The sequence below is a fragment of the Nocardiopsis salina YIM 90010 genome (assembly GCF_000341025.1).
Classification (GTDB): domain Bacteria; phylum Actinomycetota; class Actinomycetes; order Streptosporangiales; family Streptosporangiaceae; genus Nocardiopsis; species Nocardiopsis salina.
Window position 1 is genome coordinate 41,833 of sequence record NZ_ANBF01000190.1, and the last position, 14,780, is coordinate 56,612.

The following is a 14,780-nucleotide window of genomic DNA, read 5'->3' on the forward strand; positions in this document are numbered from 1 at the left end:
CTTAGCGGAGGTAGACGCCGCCGTTGACGTCCAGGGTCGACCCGGTGATGTATCCGGAGTGGTCGGCAAGGAGATTGGAGACCGACGCGACGATTTCGCGTGTGTCGCCGAACCGGCCCAGCGGGATACTGCCCACGACCTGCTCGCGCTCTTCGTCGGTGAGGTTTTGCGTGACCGGACCGGCCAGGGCTCCGGGCGCCACGGCGTTGACCGTGATGTTGTCGGGCGCGAGCTCTTTCGCCAGGACCTTGGTCAGGACGATCACCCCGGCCTTGGAGACCGCGTAGTCGGGTCCGCCCACGAGTCCGCCGATGTAGCCGGCGACAGAAGAGATGTTGACGATCCGGCCCTCCGATGACTCCTTCATCAGCCGTGCCGCCTCCCGGGACATGTTCAGGGTGCCCCAGGTGTTGACGTGCACTGTGTGCAGGAATTCGTCCTGGTCCATCTCCCAGAGTCCGGCGGTGGGGATCACCGCGGCGCAGTTGACGAGGCCGTACAGGGACAGCCCCCGGTCCGCGATGTCCGACAGGAGCGCGACCACCTGTCGGGTGCTGGTGATGTCGCAGGCTTCCACCCCGACGCCCTCGGGTGTGGCGGCCGCTTCACGGTCGAGGCCGACGACCTCGTACCCCGTCGCTGCCAGGTGCCCGGCCAATGCACGGCCCAGTACCCCGTTGGCCCCCGTGACGACGACCGTCCTCTCCGAGTTGCTCACCATGCCGTCACCAGCCCTTGTCGACCTGGTGGATTTCGATGATGTTGCCTGCGGGGTCGGAGAGGAAGACCTGTCGCCATCCTTGGATTGCCCAGTAGCCGTAGTCGGAGTAGGGGATGTTGTGGTGGTCGAGTCGGGTGAGGATGTCGTCCATGGTGTCGGTTCGGAAGCAGAAGTGGCCGTTGGCGAGTGGGTTGATCGAGTGTTTGTGTTGGTGGCCGGCGTAGGGGCGGCGGAGTGTGGCGTGGATCTGTAGTTCTGTTTCGTGTCCGGCGGTGAAGAAGGCGGCGGAGTCGCCCCATTCTTGGGAGCCGTCCTGGTCGGTCTCGGTCGTGCCGACCATCGGTGGTTGTGGGAGTCGGGTGAGGTCGAGGACGTCTCCGTAGAACCACCGGAGCTTGCCCATGTCGTCCGAACAGACGTTCGTGTGGTGCAGGCGCAGTGCCATAATGTTTCCCACTTTCGTGTCGTGTAACTAGCTGCCGACGAGTGACGGCAGGAATGAGGTCAGGCTCGGGAAAGCGATGAGAAGGAGGATGACGAATATTTCGGTTCCGATGAAGGGGAGTACCGACCGGAAGATCCCGTCGAGGGTGGTTTTTCTGGAGGTTCCGAGCGCAACGAAGACGTTGATCCCGAAGGGGGGCGTCAGCAGGCCGACCTCGATCGCCTTCACCGTGAGAATGCCGAACCAGATCGGGTCGAGCCCTTCTGCGGAGATGATCGGGTACATCAGGGGGATGGCGATGATCAGGATGGACAGGGAATCGAGGAAGAAGCCCAGGACCAGCATGATGAGTAGTGCTGCGGCGAGAAGCGCATAGCTGCTCAGTCCGGCGTCGTCGACCATCTGGGCCGCGGTCGAGGGAAGGCCGGATTTCACGAGGAAGTAGGAGAACACCGAACCGCCGATGAGCAGGCCGAAAATCATGCTCGACATCGCCGTCGCCTCCTTGAAGGAGTCCAGGACGGCCGACGCCGTCCTCCGGGCTCCCCGCTGGTGGGTTCTGACGACGAGGATCACCACGCCGGTGGCCGCTGCGACGGCGCCCGACTCGGTGGCAGTGAAGATCCCGGAGTAGATCCCGCCGATCACGATCGTGAACAGCAACAGGATGTACCCGGTTCCGGCGATGCTCTTCCGGGGCACCCGGGTCCTCGGCTCGACGTCGGACCGAGCCGACGCGACGCCGCTCTTCCAGCGGGCGGTGTCCGCCCCCGCAGTCCCCGAAGGAAGGTCCGTCGGATCCGAGCGGTCGTCCAGGGTCAGCCTTCCGGCCTTGTGGAGGACGACGACCGTGACCGCATAGGCGGCCAAGGTGAGAAGCCCCGGGACGACTGCGCTCAGCAACAGGGTCGCGATGGACTGGGTCGTGAGTGACCCGTAGACCACCAGGATGATGCTGGGAGGGATCAGGACACCGAGGGTTCCGCCCGCCGCGACCAGGGCTGCGGAGGGGTCGGCCCGGTAACCGTTGCGCGTCATCTCCCGGACGGCGACCTTGCCGACCGTGGCGACCGTGGCACCGCTGGAACCCGTGACGGCGGAGAACCCGCCGGCGGCCAGGACCGTGGCCACACCCAGCCCGCCGGGGACTTTCTGCGTCGTACGGCGGGCCACGTCGTAGATGTCGAACGCGATGCCCGAGTTGCTCGCCAGGACGCCCATCAGGATGAACATCGGGATGACGAAGAGGGAGTAGTTCGAGACCATGCTGAACGCGGTGGTGCCCAGGGCATCGGCGGTCAGGGTGAAGCCGTCCAGCAGGAGCAGCCCGACCGCCCCGGAGGACAGAAGGCCGACCCAGACGGGGACTTCCGAGACGATGAACAGCAGCAGGACGACGATCGCGATCGCCACGACGATGCCTTCAGGCATTTTCGGCCCGCTTCGCCTCGTGCTCGAACTCCGAGCGCCCTTCCTCGACGAGTGACAGGCGAGAAGGGCCGCGATGGATGGTGCGCAGGTATTCGCAGAGGTAGATCCCCAGGCCCACCGCCACGGCGAGCCGAGCAGGCCACAGGTCCATCCGAGCGACGCCCAGGGCGTACTCGTTCGTCGCCAGCGAGTGCAGGAAGCGGTCCCAGGACGCCCAGACGGTGATCGACAGCACGAGGGCTCCGATTCCGCCGACGACGGCGTTGAGCGTTCGCGCGAGTATCGCTGAGACGTTGGAGGTCACCACGGAGGTGGCGATGTGGGCGCCGGTGCCCTGTGCATGGGCAAGGGAGGCGAATACACCGATGACCAGCAGCGTCTCGGTGTATTCGAGTGTGCCGTCGATGCCTCGCCCGAGGAGCGTCCGCAGAGCGACATCGGTCAGGGTCAGCACCAGCAGTGCTGCCGTGACGAACGCGGCGAAGCAGCCGAGGGGGACGGTGGTGTACCGGCTCACCAGGGTGCCGACGCAGCGTGCGCGCCCGGGGCGGAGGTTCACTGGTTCGCGCATCGGTCCAGGGCCCCTTCGCCGTCGGTGGGATTCGCTTCGATCGCCCGGGCGTACGCTGCGGCGAACTCCTCGCCCTCGGTACCGGCCCCGGTTTCGGCGACATCCGACTCCCAGTCGTTCATCAGCTCGTCACCGACGAGGTCCCGCCACGCGTCGACCTCGGGCCCGTCCCAGACGGTGACGCTGCCGCCGGCCTCCCTGATGGTCGAACAGGCCTCGTCCTCGACGCGCTCGACGGTTTCGAGGTAGTTGTCGCCCAGGTCGCGTCCGGCGGCGCCGAGCGCTTCCTGGTCTGCTCCGTTCAGGCCGTCGAAGGTCTCCTGGTTCACGACCAGCCCGACGATGGAGTAGATACCGAGGCCCGGGTCCGCTATGTGCGGGGAGGCTTCGTGCAGGCTGAGGGAAGGAACGGTGCCCAGGTTCATCGACGTGTAGCTGTCGATGACCCCGCGTTCCAGGGATTCGTAGAGCTCGTTGATGGTCAGTCCGACGGGGCTGCCACCGGCCAGCTGGACGGCGCGGGCGGTGTGGCCGGTGGCCCGGACCCGCTGTCCCGAGAGCTCTTCGATACCCGTCGGTGTCTCCGGGCCGCTGATGATCATGGGCGTGACGGACTGGATCCCCAGGTTCACCACGTTGTTGGACTGCCACTCCGCGGCGAAGGCTTCGTCGGTCTCGAGCAGCTCGTTCCAAGCGGCTTGGGCGGTGGCGGTGTCGCCTGTCTGGAAGGGGACCGAAACCAACTGAGACAGAGGCAGTTCGGTCGGGTGGTAGGACGTGTTGACGTAACCCATGCCCACGCGCCCAGTGCTGACCCCGTCCAGGATCTCCTCGCCGGGGAGCAGGGAGCCGTCCCAGAAAATCTTCAGGTCGACCCTTCCGTCCGTCTCCGCCGAGACCTGTTCGGCGAATTCTGTCAGCGCCTCACCGTAGGGGGTGCTCGGCCCGACGAACGTGGCCAACTCGATCTCTGTCGTGTTCGTTCCGTCGGACGCAACGCCGTGCGTGCAGGCGGTCAGGGCCGATATTCCCGCCATGGCGGCGGCGAATCGGGCACACCTCTGCCGGGGCTTCGGTGCCATGTGAATGCTCCTAGGGATGATCCGAGAGTCGAGGGATTTCGACTGATTCGATGACCTCGACCGCTGCGCGCACCAAGGGCCTCATTTCCCTTCTGCGGAATGCGGCTTCGAGGCCGATTCGGGGGAGCCCTCCTGCACGGGCGTAGCGCACGCCGGGGAGCTGGAGAACGGTCGCGGATTCGGGGATCACCGCGACACCGACGCCGGCGGCGACCATGGCCAGCATGCTGGAGGTGTGCGGAACCTCGATGAAGGTCGGCGGATCGGTGGAACCGTCCTTCAACGAGTTCTGGACCAGCCGCCCGATGACCGACTGGTCCGCCGGGTAACACAGGACGCTGCGGCCGCCGAGCTCCTGGCGTGTGGCGGTGTGGCCCAAGGTGTCGTCGTCACGCACTGCCACGGCGAGCGATTCGTAGCCGAGGAAGGCCGTGTCTATGGTGTCGTCGGGGGCCGAGTTGCGGACGAGCCCGATGTCCAAGAGGTGGTCGCTCAGCATCCGCATCTGGGGCGAGGTGAAGTACTCGGGCACAACCTGGATCCCGGCCTCGGGCAAGGCGCCTCGGAGTGCGTGCACGACCGCTGGTAGCTGCAAGTACATGGCCGAGCCGATGACTCCGATCCTGATCGTGCCGCGGGACCCCTCGGCCATCTCCACGACCTCGCTCCTGGCGGCTTCGGCGAGCCCCAGGATGTCCTTTGCGTGGGTCTGGAGGGCCTGGCCTGCCTCGGTCAGTTCGACGCGACGGGTGGTGCGGTCCAGGAGAGTGACGTGGAGTTCTCGCTCCAGCGCAGAAATCGTCTGGGACAGCGGTGGCTGTGTGATGTGCAGTTCCTCGGCCGCGCGTCCGAAGTGCCGGTGCTCGGCGACTTTTGCGAAGTACGCGAGTTGACGCAGGTCCATCTTCAACCCTCCTTTCCTGTTAATTCCAGGTGTCCTGGGCCGACTCTTGGAGCCTAACCAGGAGTGTCATACGGCACAATGTCCAAATATCACTTGATTCATTCGGAGGGTGAATCAATGGGAAGTCCGGTCACGCGCTATGGGCAGGTGCGGACGCCCCGGACACGGATGCTTTCCCGACCGGGTGGAGAACCGGTGCGCCCGGTGAGCCGTTCATTCGCATACCGGCTCACGTACGGGGAGCGCGGTGCCGTGGTGTGCGGGCGCGGCGGTCCGCCGACGGCGGGTCGGGGCCACGACAGGAGGGAGCGGGACACCCGACCCCTCCGCCGGGTGCCCCGCTCCCTCCACTCACCGCTGCGTGCTCAGGTGAACAGCATCCCGCCGTCGATGAGCACGGACTGCCCCGTCATGTAGTCGGAGTCCGGTCCGGCCAGATAGGAGACCAGACCCGCCACGTCGGCACCGGTGGAGACACGTCCGAGGGTGATGCCCTGTGCCATGGCCCGCATCGACTCACCCCTGCCCACGTTGTTGATGGCACCGAGGTCGCGGTCCACCTCGACCCACATGTGCGTGTCGACGATGCCGGGGCAGTAGGCGTTGACGGTGATGCCGTGCTCGGCCCATTCCTGGGCAGCGGCCTGTGTGAGTGCCCGGACGCCGAACTTGGAAGAGCTGTAGACACCCAGCAGACCGAACCCCTTGTGCCCCGCGATCGAGCAGGCACCGATGATCTTGCCGCCGTTTCCCTGACGGATCATCTGGCGAGCGGCCTCGGTGTAGGACAGGAAGATGCCGCGGCCGTTGACCGCGTGCACGCGGTCGTACTCGTCCGGAGTGACGTCCAGCAGTGCCTTCGTCTGTGCGACCCCCGCGTTGGCCACCATCACGTCCAGCGAGCCGAGTCGGTCCGCGGTGTCGCTGACCAGGTCGGACACCGATGCGGCTTCGGCGACGTCGCCGGTCAGGGCGATCGAACGCACACCCAGGGCGGAGATGTCCTGGCTGGTGGCTTCGAGCAGGTCCTGCTTGTCGGGCAGGTCCGAGACGGCCACGTCGTGGCCGTCCCGGGCGAGTCTCAGTGCGATCGCCCTGCCGATGCCCTGGGCGGCACCGGTGACGTGTGCAGCGGTCATGGCCTTCTCCTGCCGGATCGGGTGGTTCTGGAACGTTCGTGCGGACTCGGGCGCGGCGCCCCGGGAGCGACCGACAGCGCCGGGGGCTGAACGAGGAAGCTCGGCGGCTCAGCCGGCGGGGTCGACGAGGAGCTTCATCCGCCGCCCCGCCCGCAGCTCCTCGAAGCCCTGCTCCACCACGTCGCTGAGCGGCACGGTGTCGACCCAGCCGGTGGTGTCGTAGTGGCCGCGGGCCATGAGGTCGATGACGGCGCGGTAGTCGTCGCGCGTGTAACAGAGGGTCCCCTGGATGCGGCGCTCCCGCAGCACCAAGTGGATCAGCGGGGTGACCAGCGGTTTGTCGTATATCGCGACGCTGACCAGCGGCCGGTGCTCGCCCACGCACTGCACCGCCGACTCGATCGCGGGGGCGACACCCGCCGCGTCGAAGGCGGCGTCCACGCCTTCGCCGTCCGTGCGGTCGGCGATCAGAGCCGGTACGTCCACGTCGGACGGGTCGAGGGTCCGGGCACCGAGCGCCTCGACCGCCTTGCGGCGGGTGGCCGACGGTTCGACCATGTCGATCTCGGTCAGCCCCATCCCGCGCAGGGCGAACCAGATGCCGATGCCGACCGGCCCGGCTCCGTAGACCAGTGCCCTGCTCCGGTCGTCCACCTGCCCCTTCACGGCCGCGTGGTGGGCGACCGCCATGGGCTCGACCAAGGCACCCGTCTCGACCGGTACGCCGTCGGGCAGCACGTGGACCTGGTGCTGGGGGACCACCGTGTACTCGGCCATGCCGCCGTCGGCCATGAGCCCGTGGAAGGCGATCGTGGCGCACACGTTGTAGCTGCCGGTGCGGCACGCCCTGCACTGCTCGCAGCGGTAGATCGGCTCGATGGTGACGGGGGTACCTTCCTGTACATCCGTGACGCCCGGCCCGATCTCGGTGATCACACCGGAGAACTCGTGCCCCATGACCAGCGGCATGCTCCTGCCCGTCAGCGGGTGCGGACCGGACGGTGGGACGAAGACCGGCCCGTCGTAGTACTCGTGCAGGTCGGTGCCGCAGATGCCGTTGCGGCTCACCCGCACCTTCACCTGTCCTCGCCCGGGGGCCGGTTCGGGGACGTCCTCGATCCTCAGGTCACCGTTTCCGTGGTAGACAGCTGCGCGCATGTCTCCTCCTGCCGTCGTTGCCGAACCGTCTTCAGGCGATCCGGATGAGCTTCTTGTTCGCGAACTCGTCGAGACCGAAGCGGCCGAGTTCGCGTCCGATCCCGGAGTTCTTCACCCCGCCGAAGGGCAGGTCCGGGGCGCTCTTGACGGTGGTTCCGATGCCCACCATCCCTGCGTCGAGCCGGTCGGCGATCGTGTCGGCCTGGGCCTCGTTCCGGGCGAAGACGGTGCTTCCCAGTCCGTACGGTGAATCGTTGGCCAGTTCGACGGCCGCATCCGTGGACTCCGCCTCGTGCAGCACGACCGCCGGGCCGAACAGCTCCTCGTGGTAGGCGCGCATCGAAGGATCGACCCCGGAGAGGACCGTCGCGGGATAGAACGCGCCGTCGCCGTCGGGGACCCTCCCTCCCATGTGGAGTGTGGCCCCCCGGGCGACAGCATCGGCGACCTGCTCGGCAAGCACTTCGCGGGCCGACAGCGAGGACATCGGACCGAGCCGGGTCCCGGGGTCCCTCGGGTCCCCGGTCTGCCATCTCCCGGCCTCGGCCAGGAAAGCCGGTAGGAACTCGTCCCACACCGAGGCCTCGACGATGATCCGTTTCGCGGAGGTGCAGGCCTGCCCGGTGTTGGCGAAACGCCCCGTGGCGGCAGCCGAGGCCNAGGAACGGGTCCGATCCCCCCAGCTCCAGGACACACTTCTTCAGGTGTTTGCCGGCCAGTGCGCCGACGGCGCTGCCGGCCCGTTCGGACCCGGTCAGCGATACACCCTGCAGCCTCGGGTCGGCGATCATGGTCGCGACCTGGTCGGTGTCGGCGAAGACGTTCTGGTAGACGCCGTCCGGTGTCCCCGCCGATTCGGCGATCTCCTGGATACGCAGCGCCTGCTGCGGGCAGTTCCCGGCGTGTTTGAGGAGGACGGTGTTTCCCAGCAGCAGGTTCGGCGCCGCGAACCGGGCCACCTGGTAATAGGGGTAGTTCCACGGCATGATGCCCAGCAAAGGCCCGATCGGGGCTGTGCGCACCACGGCTCTACCGGATCCGGCGATGTCGAGTTCTTCGTCGGCGAGGAATTCCGGGCCGGTGGTGGCGTAGTAGTCGAAGATCTCGGCCGACAGTTCGACCTCGCTCATCGCCTGTGCGATCGGCTTGCCCATCTCCGACGTCATCAGCTCGGCCAGATCGGTGGCGTTCTCCCTGTAGAGCCGGGCCGTACGGGCCAGCACCGCGGCACGTTCGGTGAGTTCGGTCCCGCTCCAACCGTGGTAGGCGTCGGCGGCACGTTCGAGCGCCTGCTCGGCCTCGGCGTCGGAGGCGACGGGGAATTCGCGCACCAGCTTGCCCGTGGTCGGGTCGACGGTCGCGTACCTGGTCACTTCTGTTCCTTTCGTGGCGCTTCTGACGCGTCGGCTGCTCGCGCGGGGGTTCAAGCGGGTCCGGATGCGGCCGGTACGGGAGAGCAGGTGACTTTGGCGAAGCCCGGATAGGCGGCGGAGGACTCCTCGGCCAACAGCGCGCGGTAGTCCTTCAGCCCGCCCAGGTAGAACATGACGGTGCGCTTCTTGCCGGGGACGTTGGCACCGAAGATCCAGGAGGCGGCCTGCGGGAACAGTGTCTGGCCGGCGATGTCGGCGCAGGTTTCGGTCCATGCGGCCTCGGTCTCCGGGTCGACGTCCATCCAGGAGATGCCCGTGTCGAGCATGTGCCGGACGGTCTCGGTGATCCAGTCCACCTGTGTCTCGATCGAGGGTGGCAGGTTCGTGAACGGGCCGTTCGGACCGAGGATCATGAACATGTTCGGAAACCCGCTGGTGGCGAGACCGAGGTAGCTGGTCGGCCCGTCGGCCCAGCTGTCCTTGAGCAGTTTCCCGTCCCGGCCGCGGATGTCGACCCGCTTGTAGTTCCCGTCCACGGCGTCGAACCCGGTGGCGCACACCAACACGTCCAGCTCGTGCACGGTGCCGTCGTCGGTGACGATCCCGTCGCGGGCCATGCGGACGATCGGTGTTTCCTTGACGTTGACCAGGCTGACGTTCGGGCGGTTGAACGTCTCGTAGAAGCCGGAGTCGCACAGCGGCCGGTGCGCGTAAACGCCGGTGGGGGTGAGTTTTCGCCGGACCTCGGGGTCCTCGACGACCTCTGCGATCCTGCGGCGGATGAACGCCGCCGCTTCCTCGTTGGCGGCCGGATCGGTGGCGATGTCGCTGAACGTCTCGAACATGAAGCGGAAGCCGCCGCCCTCGTCCCAGGCCCGTCGGAAGACCCGCTCCCTCTCCTCGGCGGAGACGCTGAAGGTGGGGACCGCGCTCTCCTCGAAGCCCATGGCGACGCTGGAGTTGCGTACCTGCTCCCAGTTGTCCTCGAAGTTCTCGCGGTGTGATCGTCTCTCCGCGGCGGTCAGTTCCCTGTTGCCTGCGGGCACGGTGTACTGCGGCGTGCGCTGGAACGAGGTCAGGTGCTCGACGACAGGGGCGATCGCCGTGATCACCTGGCCTCCGGTGGACCCGTTGCCGATGACGCCGACGCGCTTGCCGGTGAGATCGAGGTCCTGCGGCCAGGCCCCGGTGTGCACGACCCGGCCCCGGTAGTCCTCGATGCCGGGGATGCGGGGCAGGTTGGTAGCGGAGAGCAGGCCCACCGCGGTCACCAGGAAACGGCATCGGAATTCCAGGTCGCGGTCGGTGCGTACGGTCCAGGTTCCGGAATCCTCGTCGAACTCGGCCCCTGTCACGCCTGTCTCGAATCGGAAGTGCTCACGCAGCCGGTAGCGGTCGACGACCCCGTTGAGGTATTGGAGGATCTCGGGCTGGGTGACGTACTTGGTCCTCCACGGATTCTGTTCGTAGAGGTCCCTGTCGAACGAGTACTGGTAGACGAAACTCTCGGAATCGGACAGCGCACCCGGGTACCGGTTCCAGTACCAGGTGCCGCCCACCCCACCGGCCTTGTCGACGGCCACCGCGTCGAGGCCGAGTCGGTTGCGCAGCTTGTGCAGCGCGTAGATGCCGCCGAAACCCGCGCCGACGACGAGTGCGTCGATGTGGCGAGTCCGGCCGGGACTGTCTCCCATGGTGCTTGTCTCCTCTGACCTGATCGGTCCGTGTGGCGCGGATCACGTTCGTGGCACCATGGTGGGAGAGCAAGCCGGAGGGGTGGTGTTCCGATCTGAAACACAGCCCGAAACGTGCTGTTCATCGCGCTGATACCCGGAATGAAATATTCCCCGGCACATCGCGTATTGGAGCTGCGTCGGCTCGGAAGGCACAGTTGCCCAAAGGCCACGTGCAGAGTTGAGCCGGCACAGGAGGAGGTTCGATGCCAGACGTGGTTCGGGAGACCCGGCAGGAACTCATGCGCGCCGGGCTCCGCGGCGAGGTCCGGGCCGAGGGTGTGGTGCCCGACCTGATCCTCCGGAGCTGGCGCAGGTCGATCGGTAACAGCGTCGACACCACAGGACTCTCCCGGCGTTACCGGGACATCGACACCGAATCCATCCTGTGCCGGGCCGCGGCGCCCGTACTCGACCGCTGGCAGCACCGACTGGCCGACACCGGTGCCACCGTCTTCCTCAGTGACAGCGCCGGCAACATCGTTTCCCGCCGTGCCGGCGACAGCAGCGTGCTCAGGCGTCTGGACCGGGTGCACGCGGCGGAAGGGTTCGACTACTCCGAAGACTCCGTCGGGACCAACGGTCTCGGGACCTCGATGGTCGAGCGGAGCGCCGTCTACGTCGAGGGAAGCCAGCACTACAACGAAGCCCTCGCAGACCTCGCCTGTGCAGCGGCTCCTGTGTGCACTCCTGCTGGGTCGGTGCTGGGCTCGGTCTCGGTCGGGGGCCCGATCGAAGTGGCCAACCCCATGATGTTGTCGCTGACCCTGGAGATCGGCAACCAGATCGAGGAGCGGCTGCGGAGCTCGGCCCGGCCCCAGGACCTCGCGCTGGCCATGTCGTTCATGCGGTTCAGGAGCTCCGACCGGCCGACCGTGGTGATGGATCACGAGTCCATACTGGTCAACACGCCGGGTCTGCCGTACGTGAGCGTCGATTCCCACGTCACGCTCTGGGAACTGGTCAATGCCCACGACTGGTCGAGCAGCGAGACCGCACGTTTCTCGCTCGACGGGGCGGCCTCCCAAGTGCTGGCACGAAGGGTGACCGGTGGCCCGCGAGCCCACTTCGTCCTCCACTTCTCCGCCCCGGACGAAGCAGGCGGGAACCGTACCTGCTCGGTTCGTCAGGGTCCCGCCCCCGCTGCAGCCGCGGACGAACCCATCGACCACGGGTTGTTCATCGTCGAGGGGCCACGCGGTTCGGGCCGCGCCACGGCCGTCGAGGAGCTCCATGCGAACCAGGGGAGTGGAGGGGGCTTCGAGAGCGTGACCGTCGCGCAAGGGACGCCCACACCTTGGCCCGAGATCTCCGATCTCCTTGCAGACGGAACAGACGTACTCGTCCGGCGCTGTGAGAACGTGCCCGAGCACGAGTACCGCCGTTGGCGCACCTGATCAGCCGACACCGGGCGGCCTCGTCCGCAGGGCGCCGCGCAAGCACCCTTTCCCTGACGGTATGCCGCGAACAGGCGTGCACAGCCGTCCGCGCCCTGGTCGACGAGATCGGGCCGGCAAGACGTACCACTGCCTTGTCCCGAGCCCCGGAACGGATCCCCGGCCTGGTCAAACAGGTCCTCAGTCGCGCCGACCCGCACGGCCGGCACACCCTGACGCCGGCAGCGTTGCAGGCTTTCGTGCAGTGGAGCTGGCCGGGAAACCTCGCGGAACTCTCCGACACGATCGCGGCAGTGGTGGGCGATGCGCAGGCCCCGCTCATCCAGCGCCGACACCTTCCGCAGCACCTCCGGCAGGCACCGCCGCGGCGCCGGCTCACTCCGCTCGAGACGGCCGAGCGCGAGGCCATCATCAGGGCTCTCAGCACTGCCGAGGGGAACAAGTCCGAGGCCGCAGCGGCGTTGGGTATCGGAAGGACGACGCTGTACCGGCGCCTCCGTCGGCTCGGGATCGATGCCGACGAGCGTTTCCTCTGAGCCACGTCGTCCCTGTTGCGAGTCAGGGCGGCAGGGGGTCGCGGGTGCCACGGAGTGGACGGCTCAGGAGGGAGGGGTGCCTGGGTGGTGGCCCGGGCCCTGGCTCCCTGCAGCGGGTGGCTCTCACCCGCGGATGCCGTCGAGAAGGAAGCCGGTTCGGCGGTCGTAGGCGTCCCGGGGCGGGAGCGCACCGTGTTTGAGGGCGAGCGCGTTGTCGACCATGAGTGCGTGCAGGTCGTCCGTCGTGAACTCCGGGTGCAGGGTGCCGGACGCATGGCCCGCCTCGACGAGCTCGCTGCTGATCTCGCCCGCAGAATCGCAGATGTCCATGAGCTGCTGTGAATGGGGGTATTCCTGCAGCAGCACGTCGTTGGCCGTGGGCCGGCGGTACTGGAGGTCGCGGATCGCGGTGAAGTAGTACGTCAGCCTTTCGCCGGCGTTCTCCAGGGCCCGTGTGCGGTCGATGAGGGCGTAGAAGTCGTTGGCGACCACTTCTTCGATGACGGCCTCGATGAGCCCGACCCGGCCGCCGAAGCGGTTGAAGATCGTTGCCTTGCTCACCCCCGCCGCCCTGGCCACCTCGTCCAGCGGCACCGTCAGGCCGCGGCCCTGGAAAGCGCCGATCGCCGCACGCCGGATCTGTTCGGCGTTGCGCCGGGCGTCGGCGCGCAGCCCCGACCTCCCGGGTGTCGCACCGGCCATGGTCCGCACCGTCCCTCACTGTCGCCACCACAACTTGACTCGTTGGGTCAGTTTATCTACGGTCGGCGGAACCAGTGAAACTGACTCCGGCGGTCAATTTATGATTCTCCGGGTCAGCCGTCAGCACGGGCAGCGCCACCAGCGCGGAGCCCGGGGGAGGCCACGAACATGATCGTCGTCACCGGCGCCACGGGCGCCCTCAACGGAGCCACCGTCGAGCACTTGCTCGAGCGCCTTCCTGCCGACCGGATCGGCATCAGTGCGCGCGACACCGCCAAGGCCCAGCACTTCGCGGACCGCGGCGTGCGCGTTCGGCAGGGCTCCTACGAGGACCCGGACGCCCTGCGGGACTCCTTCGCCGGCGCCGACCAGGTGCTCCTGGTCTCCGGAAACGACCCCTCGGCCGACATGGTGGCTCTGCACCGCAACGCGATCGAGGCCGCAGTCGCAGCCGGCGCCCGGCGGATCCTGTACACCAGCCAGCAGGGCGTTGCGACCGACGGCCCCTACCCTCCGGCGGCCATCCACGCCGCCACCGAGGAGATCCTCGCCGATTCGGGGGTCGGGTGGACCTCACTGCGCTACGGGTTCTTCGGCCACAGCTTCGCCCCCTTGCTCGGTCCGTGGCAGGAGACCGGGGTGATCGCCGCCCCGGCGGACGGGCCCGTCCCATGGACCGCCCCCGCGGACCTGTCCGAGGCCACGGCGGTCCTTCTCACGGGCGAGCGCTCCTACGACGGAGCCATCACCCTGATCGCCGGCGAGGCCGTCACGCTCGACGACTTCGCCGCGATCGCCTCCGGACTCAGCGGCCGCACGATCGAACGCGTCGTCATGGACGACGAGGAGTGGGTCGCCGATCAGACGGCCGGCGGTGTTCCGGAGCCGACTGCCCGGTTCATGCTCACCATGTTCCGCGCCACCCGCGCGGGTCACTTCGCGCAACACGACCCGCTGCTCGCCGAGCTCCTGGGCCGTGAGCCCCGAGGGGTCGCCGACCGCCTCGCCGAGCAGACCGGGTACTGAACGGCACGCGGTCGGGGCCGTCGCGTCGGGCTGCCCCGGCCCCGGAGGGCGGCCCGCTCCGGTGCTCTGCTGGAATCAGGGGACACACACAGTCGGCAGCCGGAGGGGAAAAGGCGTGGATGCACTGGTCTCGTTCGTACGCGCGCGCATCGACGAGCGCTGGCGGGGCGCCCTCGACGCGGGCCCGAGCGCCGCTGCCCGTGCATGGTCGGCCTGGCCCGATCGTGTCGACAGCGCAGCGGGTGCGTGTGTCGCGCGGACCGGCAGCGGCGACGACGCGGCCGACCGCGCACGGTCCGAGCACATCGCGGGCCACGACCCGGACCGGGTGCTCGAGGCCCTGGAGTGCGAGCGGCGCCTGCTCGAACGCTACGAACTCCTGAACGCCGGTCTGGTCGAGAGCCCGGACCGCGACGCCCTGCTGTCGGAGTACCGGAACCTCGTGCTGCCGCTGCTGGCCCTGCCCTTCGCCGACCACCCCGACTACCGCGAGGCATGGCGGCCCCGGTAGCAGGGCCCGAAGGGCCCGTCCTCGCGGGCGTGCGAGCCGTCAGTCGGGGCG

At 67.8% G+C, this 14,780-nt stretch carries 15 protein-coding genes and 1 pseudogene; 4 read left to right on the forward strand and 12 right to left on the reverse strand.

Annotated elements, in window-relative coordinates; genetic code table 11:
• Position 1: 1 nt before the first annotated feature.
• The 11 genes and pseudogenes from D474_RS0121985 to D474_RS0122030 form a co-directional block, all read right to left on the reverse strand.
• A complete protein-coding gene (locus D474_RS0121985) occupies positions 2–721 on the reverse strand; it encodes an SDR family NAD(P)-dependent oxidoreductase (protein WP_017615650.1) in 720 nt (239 codons plus the stop codon).
• Between the two features lie 4 nt (positions 722–725).
• A complete protein-coding gene (locus tag D474_RS0121990) occupies positions 726–1,166 on the reverse strand; it encodes a VOC family protein (protein ID WP_017615651.1) in 441 nt (146 codons plus the stop codon).
• A 27-nt stretch (positions 1,167–1,193) separates the two neighbouring features.
• Entirely contained in the window at positions 1,194–2,597 is a 1,404-nt protein-coding gene (locus D474_RS0121995; protein ID WP_017615652.1) for a TRAP transporter large permease, read from the reverse strand.
• A complete protein-coding gene (locus D474_RS0122000; RefSeq protein WP_083931914.1) occupies positions 2,590–3,168 on the reverse strand; it encodes a TRAP transporter small permease in 579 nt (192 codons plus the stop codon). The genes D474_RS0121995 and D474_RS0122000 overlap by 8 nt, the downstream gene beginning before the upstream one ends.
• The gene (dctP, locus tag D474_RS0122005; RefSeq protein ID WP_017615654.1) at positions 3,153–4,250 is read right to left on the reverse strand and encodes a TRAP transporter substrate-binding protein DctP; all 1,098 of its coding nucleotides are present in this window, start codon (positions 4,248–4,250) and stop codon (positions 3,153–3,155) included. Before dctP ends, D474_RS0122000 begins: the two co-directional genes overlap by 16 nt.
• A 10-nt stretch (positions 4,251–4,260) precedes the next feature.
• Positions 4,261–5,154: a LysR family transcriptional regulator gene (locus D474_RS0122010; protein ID WP_017615655.1), complete on the reverse strand. Its 894-nt coding sequence runs from the start codon at positions 5,152–5,154 to the stop codon at positions 4,261–4,263.
• A gap of 365 nt (positions 5,155–5,519) precedes the next feature.
• A complete protein-coding gene (locus tag D474_RS0122015) occupies positions 5,520–6,293 on the reverse strand; it encodes an SDR family NAD(P)-dependent oxidoreductase (RefSeq protein WP_017615656.1) in 774 nt (257 codons plus the stop codon).
• Positions 6,294–6,401: 108 nt separating this feature from the next.
• Positions 6,402–7,451 carry a 2,3-butanediol dehydrogenase gene (locus D474_RS0122020; RefSeq protein WP_017615657.1) on the reverse strand — a complete coding sequence of 350 codons (1,050 nt, stop codon included), beginning with the start codon at positions 7,449–7,451 and terminating at the stop codon, positions 6,402–6,404.
• A gap of 31 nt (positions 7,452–7,482) precedes the next feature.
• Positions 7,483–8,145 carry an aldehyde dehydrogenase family protein gene (locus D474_RS33945; RefSeq protein WP_275040807.1) on the reverse strand — a complete coding sequence of 221 codons (663 nt, stop codon included), beginning with the start codon at positions 8,143–8,145 and terminating at the stop codon, positions 7,483–7,485.
• Positions 8,146–8,173: 28 nt separating this feature from the next.
• Positions 8,174–8,824: pseudogene (locus tag D474_RS33950) on the reverse strand (aldehyde dehydrogenase family protein); the annotation flags it as partial.
• A gap of 50 nt (positions 8,825–8,874) precedes the next feature.
• Entirely contained in the window at positions 8,875–10,518 is a 1,644-nt protein-coding gene (locus tag D474_RS0122030; protein WP_017615658.1) for a flavin-containing monooxygenase, read from the reverse strand.
• A 245-nt stretch (positions 10,519–10,763) separates the two neighbouring features.
• On the opposite strand from D474_RS0122030, the gene D474_RS30610 reads away from it, so the two are divergent.
• Positions 10,764–11,954, forward strand: a complete 1,191-nt coding sequence (locus D474_RS30610) for a sigma-54-dependent transcriptional regulator family protein (RefSeq protein ID WP_017615659.1) — start codon at positions 10,764–10,766, stop codon at positions 11,952–11,954.
• A gap of 134 nt (positions 11,955–12,088) precedes the next feature.
• On the forward strand, positions 12,089–12,490 hold the full coding sequence (locus D474_RS29625; protein WP_017615660.1) for a helix-turn-helix domain-containing protein: 402 nt from the start codon (positions 12,089–12,091) through the stop codon (positions 12,488–12,490).
• Positions 12,491–12,613: 123 nt separating this feature from the next.
• Here D474_RS29625 and D474_RS0122045 read toward each other — a convergent pair whose 3' ends face one another.
• The gene (locus D474_RS0122045; protein ID WP_026118704.1) at positions 12,614–13,192 is read right to left on the reverse strand and encodes a TetR/AcrR family transcriptional regulator; all 579 of its coding nucleotides are present in this window, start codon (positions 13,190–13,192) and stop codon (positions 12,614–12,616) included.
• A 168-nt stretch (positions 13,193–13,360) separates the two neighbouring features.
• Here D474_RS0122045 and D474_RS0122050 point away from each other — a divergent pair, with 168 nt between their 5' ends.
• Positions 13,361–14,218, forward strand: a complete 858-nt coding sequence (locus D474_RS0122050) for an NmrA family NAD(P)-binding protein (RefSeq protein WP_017615662.1) — start codon at positions 13,361–13,363, stop codon at positions 14,216–14,218.
• Positions 14,219–14,333: 115 nt separating this feature from the next.
• A complete protein-coding gene (locus D474_RS0122055) occupies positions 14,334–14,729 on the forward strand; it encodes a DUF6221 family protein (RefSeq protein ID WP_017615663.1) in 396 nt (131 codons plus the stop codon).
• The last annotated feature ends 51 nt before the right edge of the window (positions 14,730–14,780 follow it).

Bases quoted from the DNA above. Each gene is read 5' to 3' on its own strand.
- D474_RS0121985 (WP_017615650.1), bottom strand. From the start codon at position 721: ATGGTGAGCAACTCGGAGAGGACGGTCGTCGTCACGGGGGCCAACGGG.
- D474_RS0121990 (WP_017615651.1), bottom strand. From the start codon at position 1,166: ATGGCACTGCGCCTGCACCACACGAACGTCTGTTCGGACGACATGGGC.
- D474_RS0121995 (WP_017615652.1), bottom strand. From the start codon at position 2,597: ATGCCTGAAGGCATCGTCGTGGCGATCGCGATCGTCGTCCTGCTGCTG.
- D474_RS0122000 (WP_083931914.1), bottom strand. From the start codon at position 3,168: ATGCGCGAACCAGTGAACCTCCGCCCCGGGCGCGCACGCTGCGTCGGC.
- dctP (WP_017615654.1), bottom strand. From the start codon at position 4,250: ATGGCACCGAAGCCCCGGCAGAGGTGTGCCCGATTCGCCGCCGCCATG.
- D474_RS0122010 (WP_017615655.1), bottom strand. From the start codon at position 5,154: ATGGACCTGCGTCAACTCGCGTACTTCGCAAAAGTCGCCGAGCACCGG.
- D474_RS0122015 (WP_017615656.1), bottom strand. From the start codon at position 6,293: ATGACCGCTGCACACGTCACCGGTGCCGCCCAGGGCATCGGCAGGGCG.
- D474_RS0122020 (WP_017615657.1), bottom strand. From the start codon at position 7,451: ATGCGCGCAGCTGTCTACCACGGAAACGGTGACCTGAGGATCGAGGAC.
- D474_RS0122030 (WP_017615658.1), bottom strand. From the start codon at position 10,518: ATGGGAGACAGTCCCGGCCGGACTCGCCACATCGACGCACTCGTCGTC.
- D474_RS30610 (WP_017615659.1), top strand. From the start codon at position 10,764: ATGCCAGACGTGGTTCGGGAGACCCGGCAGGAACTCATGCGCGCCGGG.
- D474_RS0122045 (WP_026118704.1), bottom strand. From the start codon at position 13,192: ATGGCCGGTGCGACACCCGGGAGGTCGGGGCTGCGCGCCGACGCCCGG.
- D474_RS0122050 (WP_017615662.1), top strand. From the start codon at position 13,361: ATGATCGTCGTCACCGGCGCCACGGGCGCCCTCAACGGAGCCACCGTC.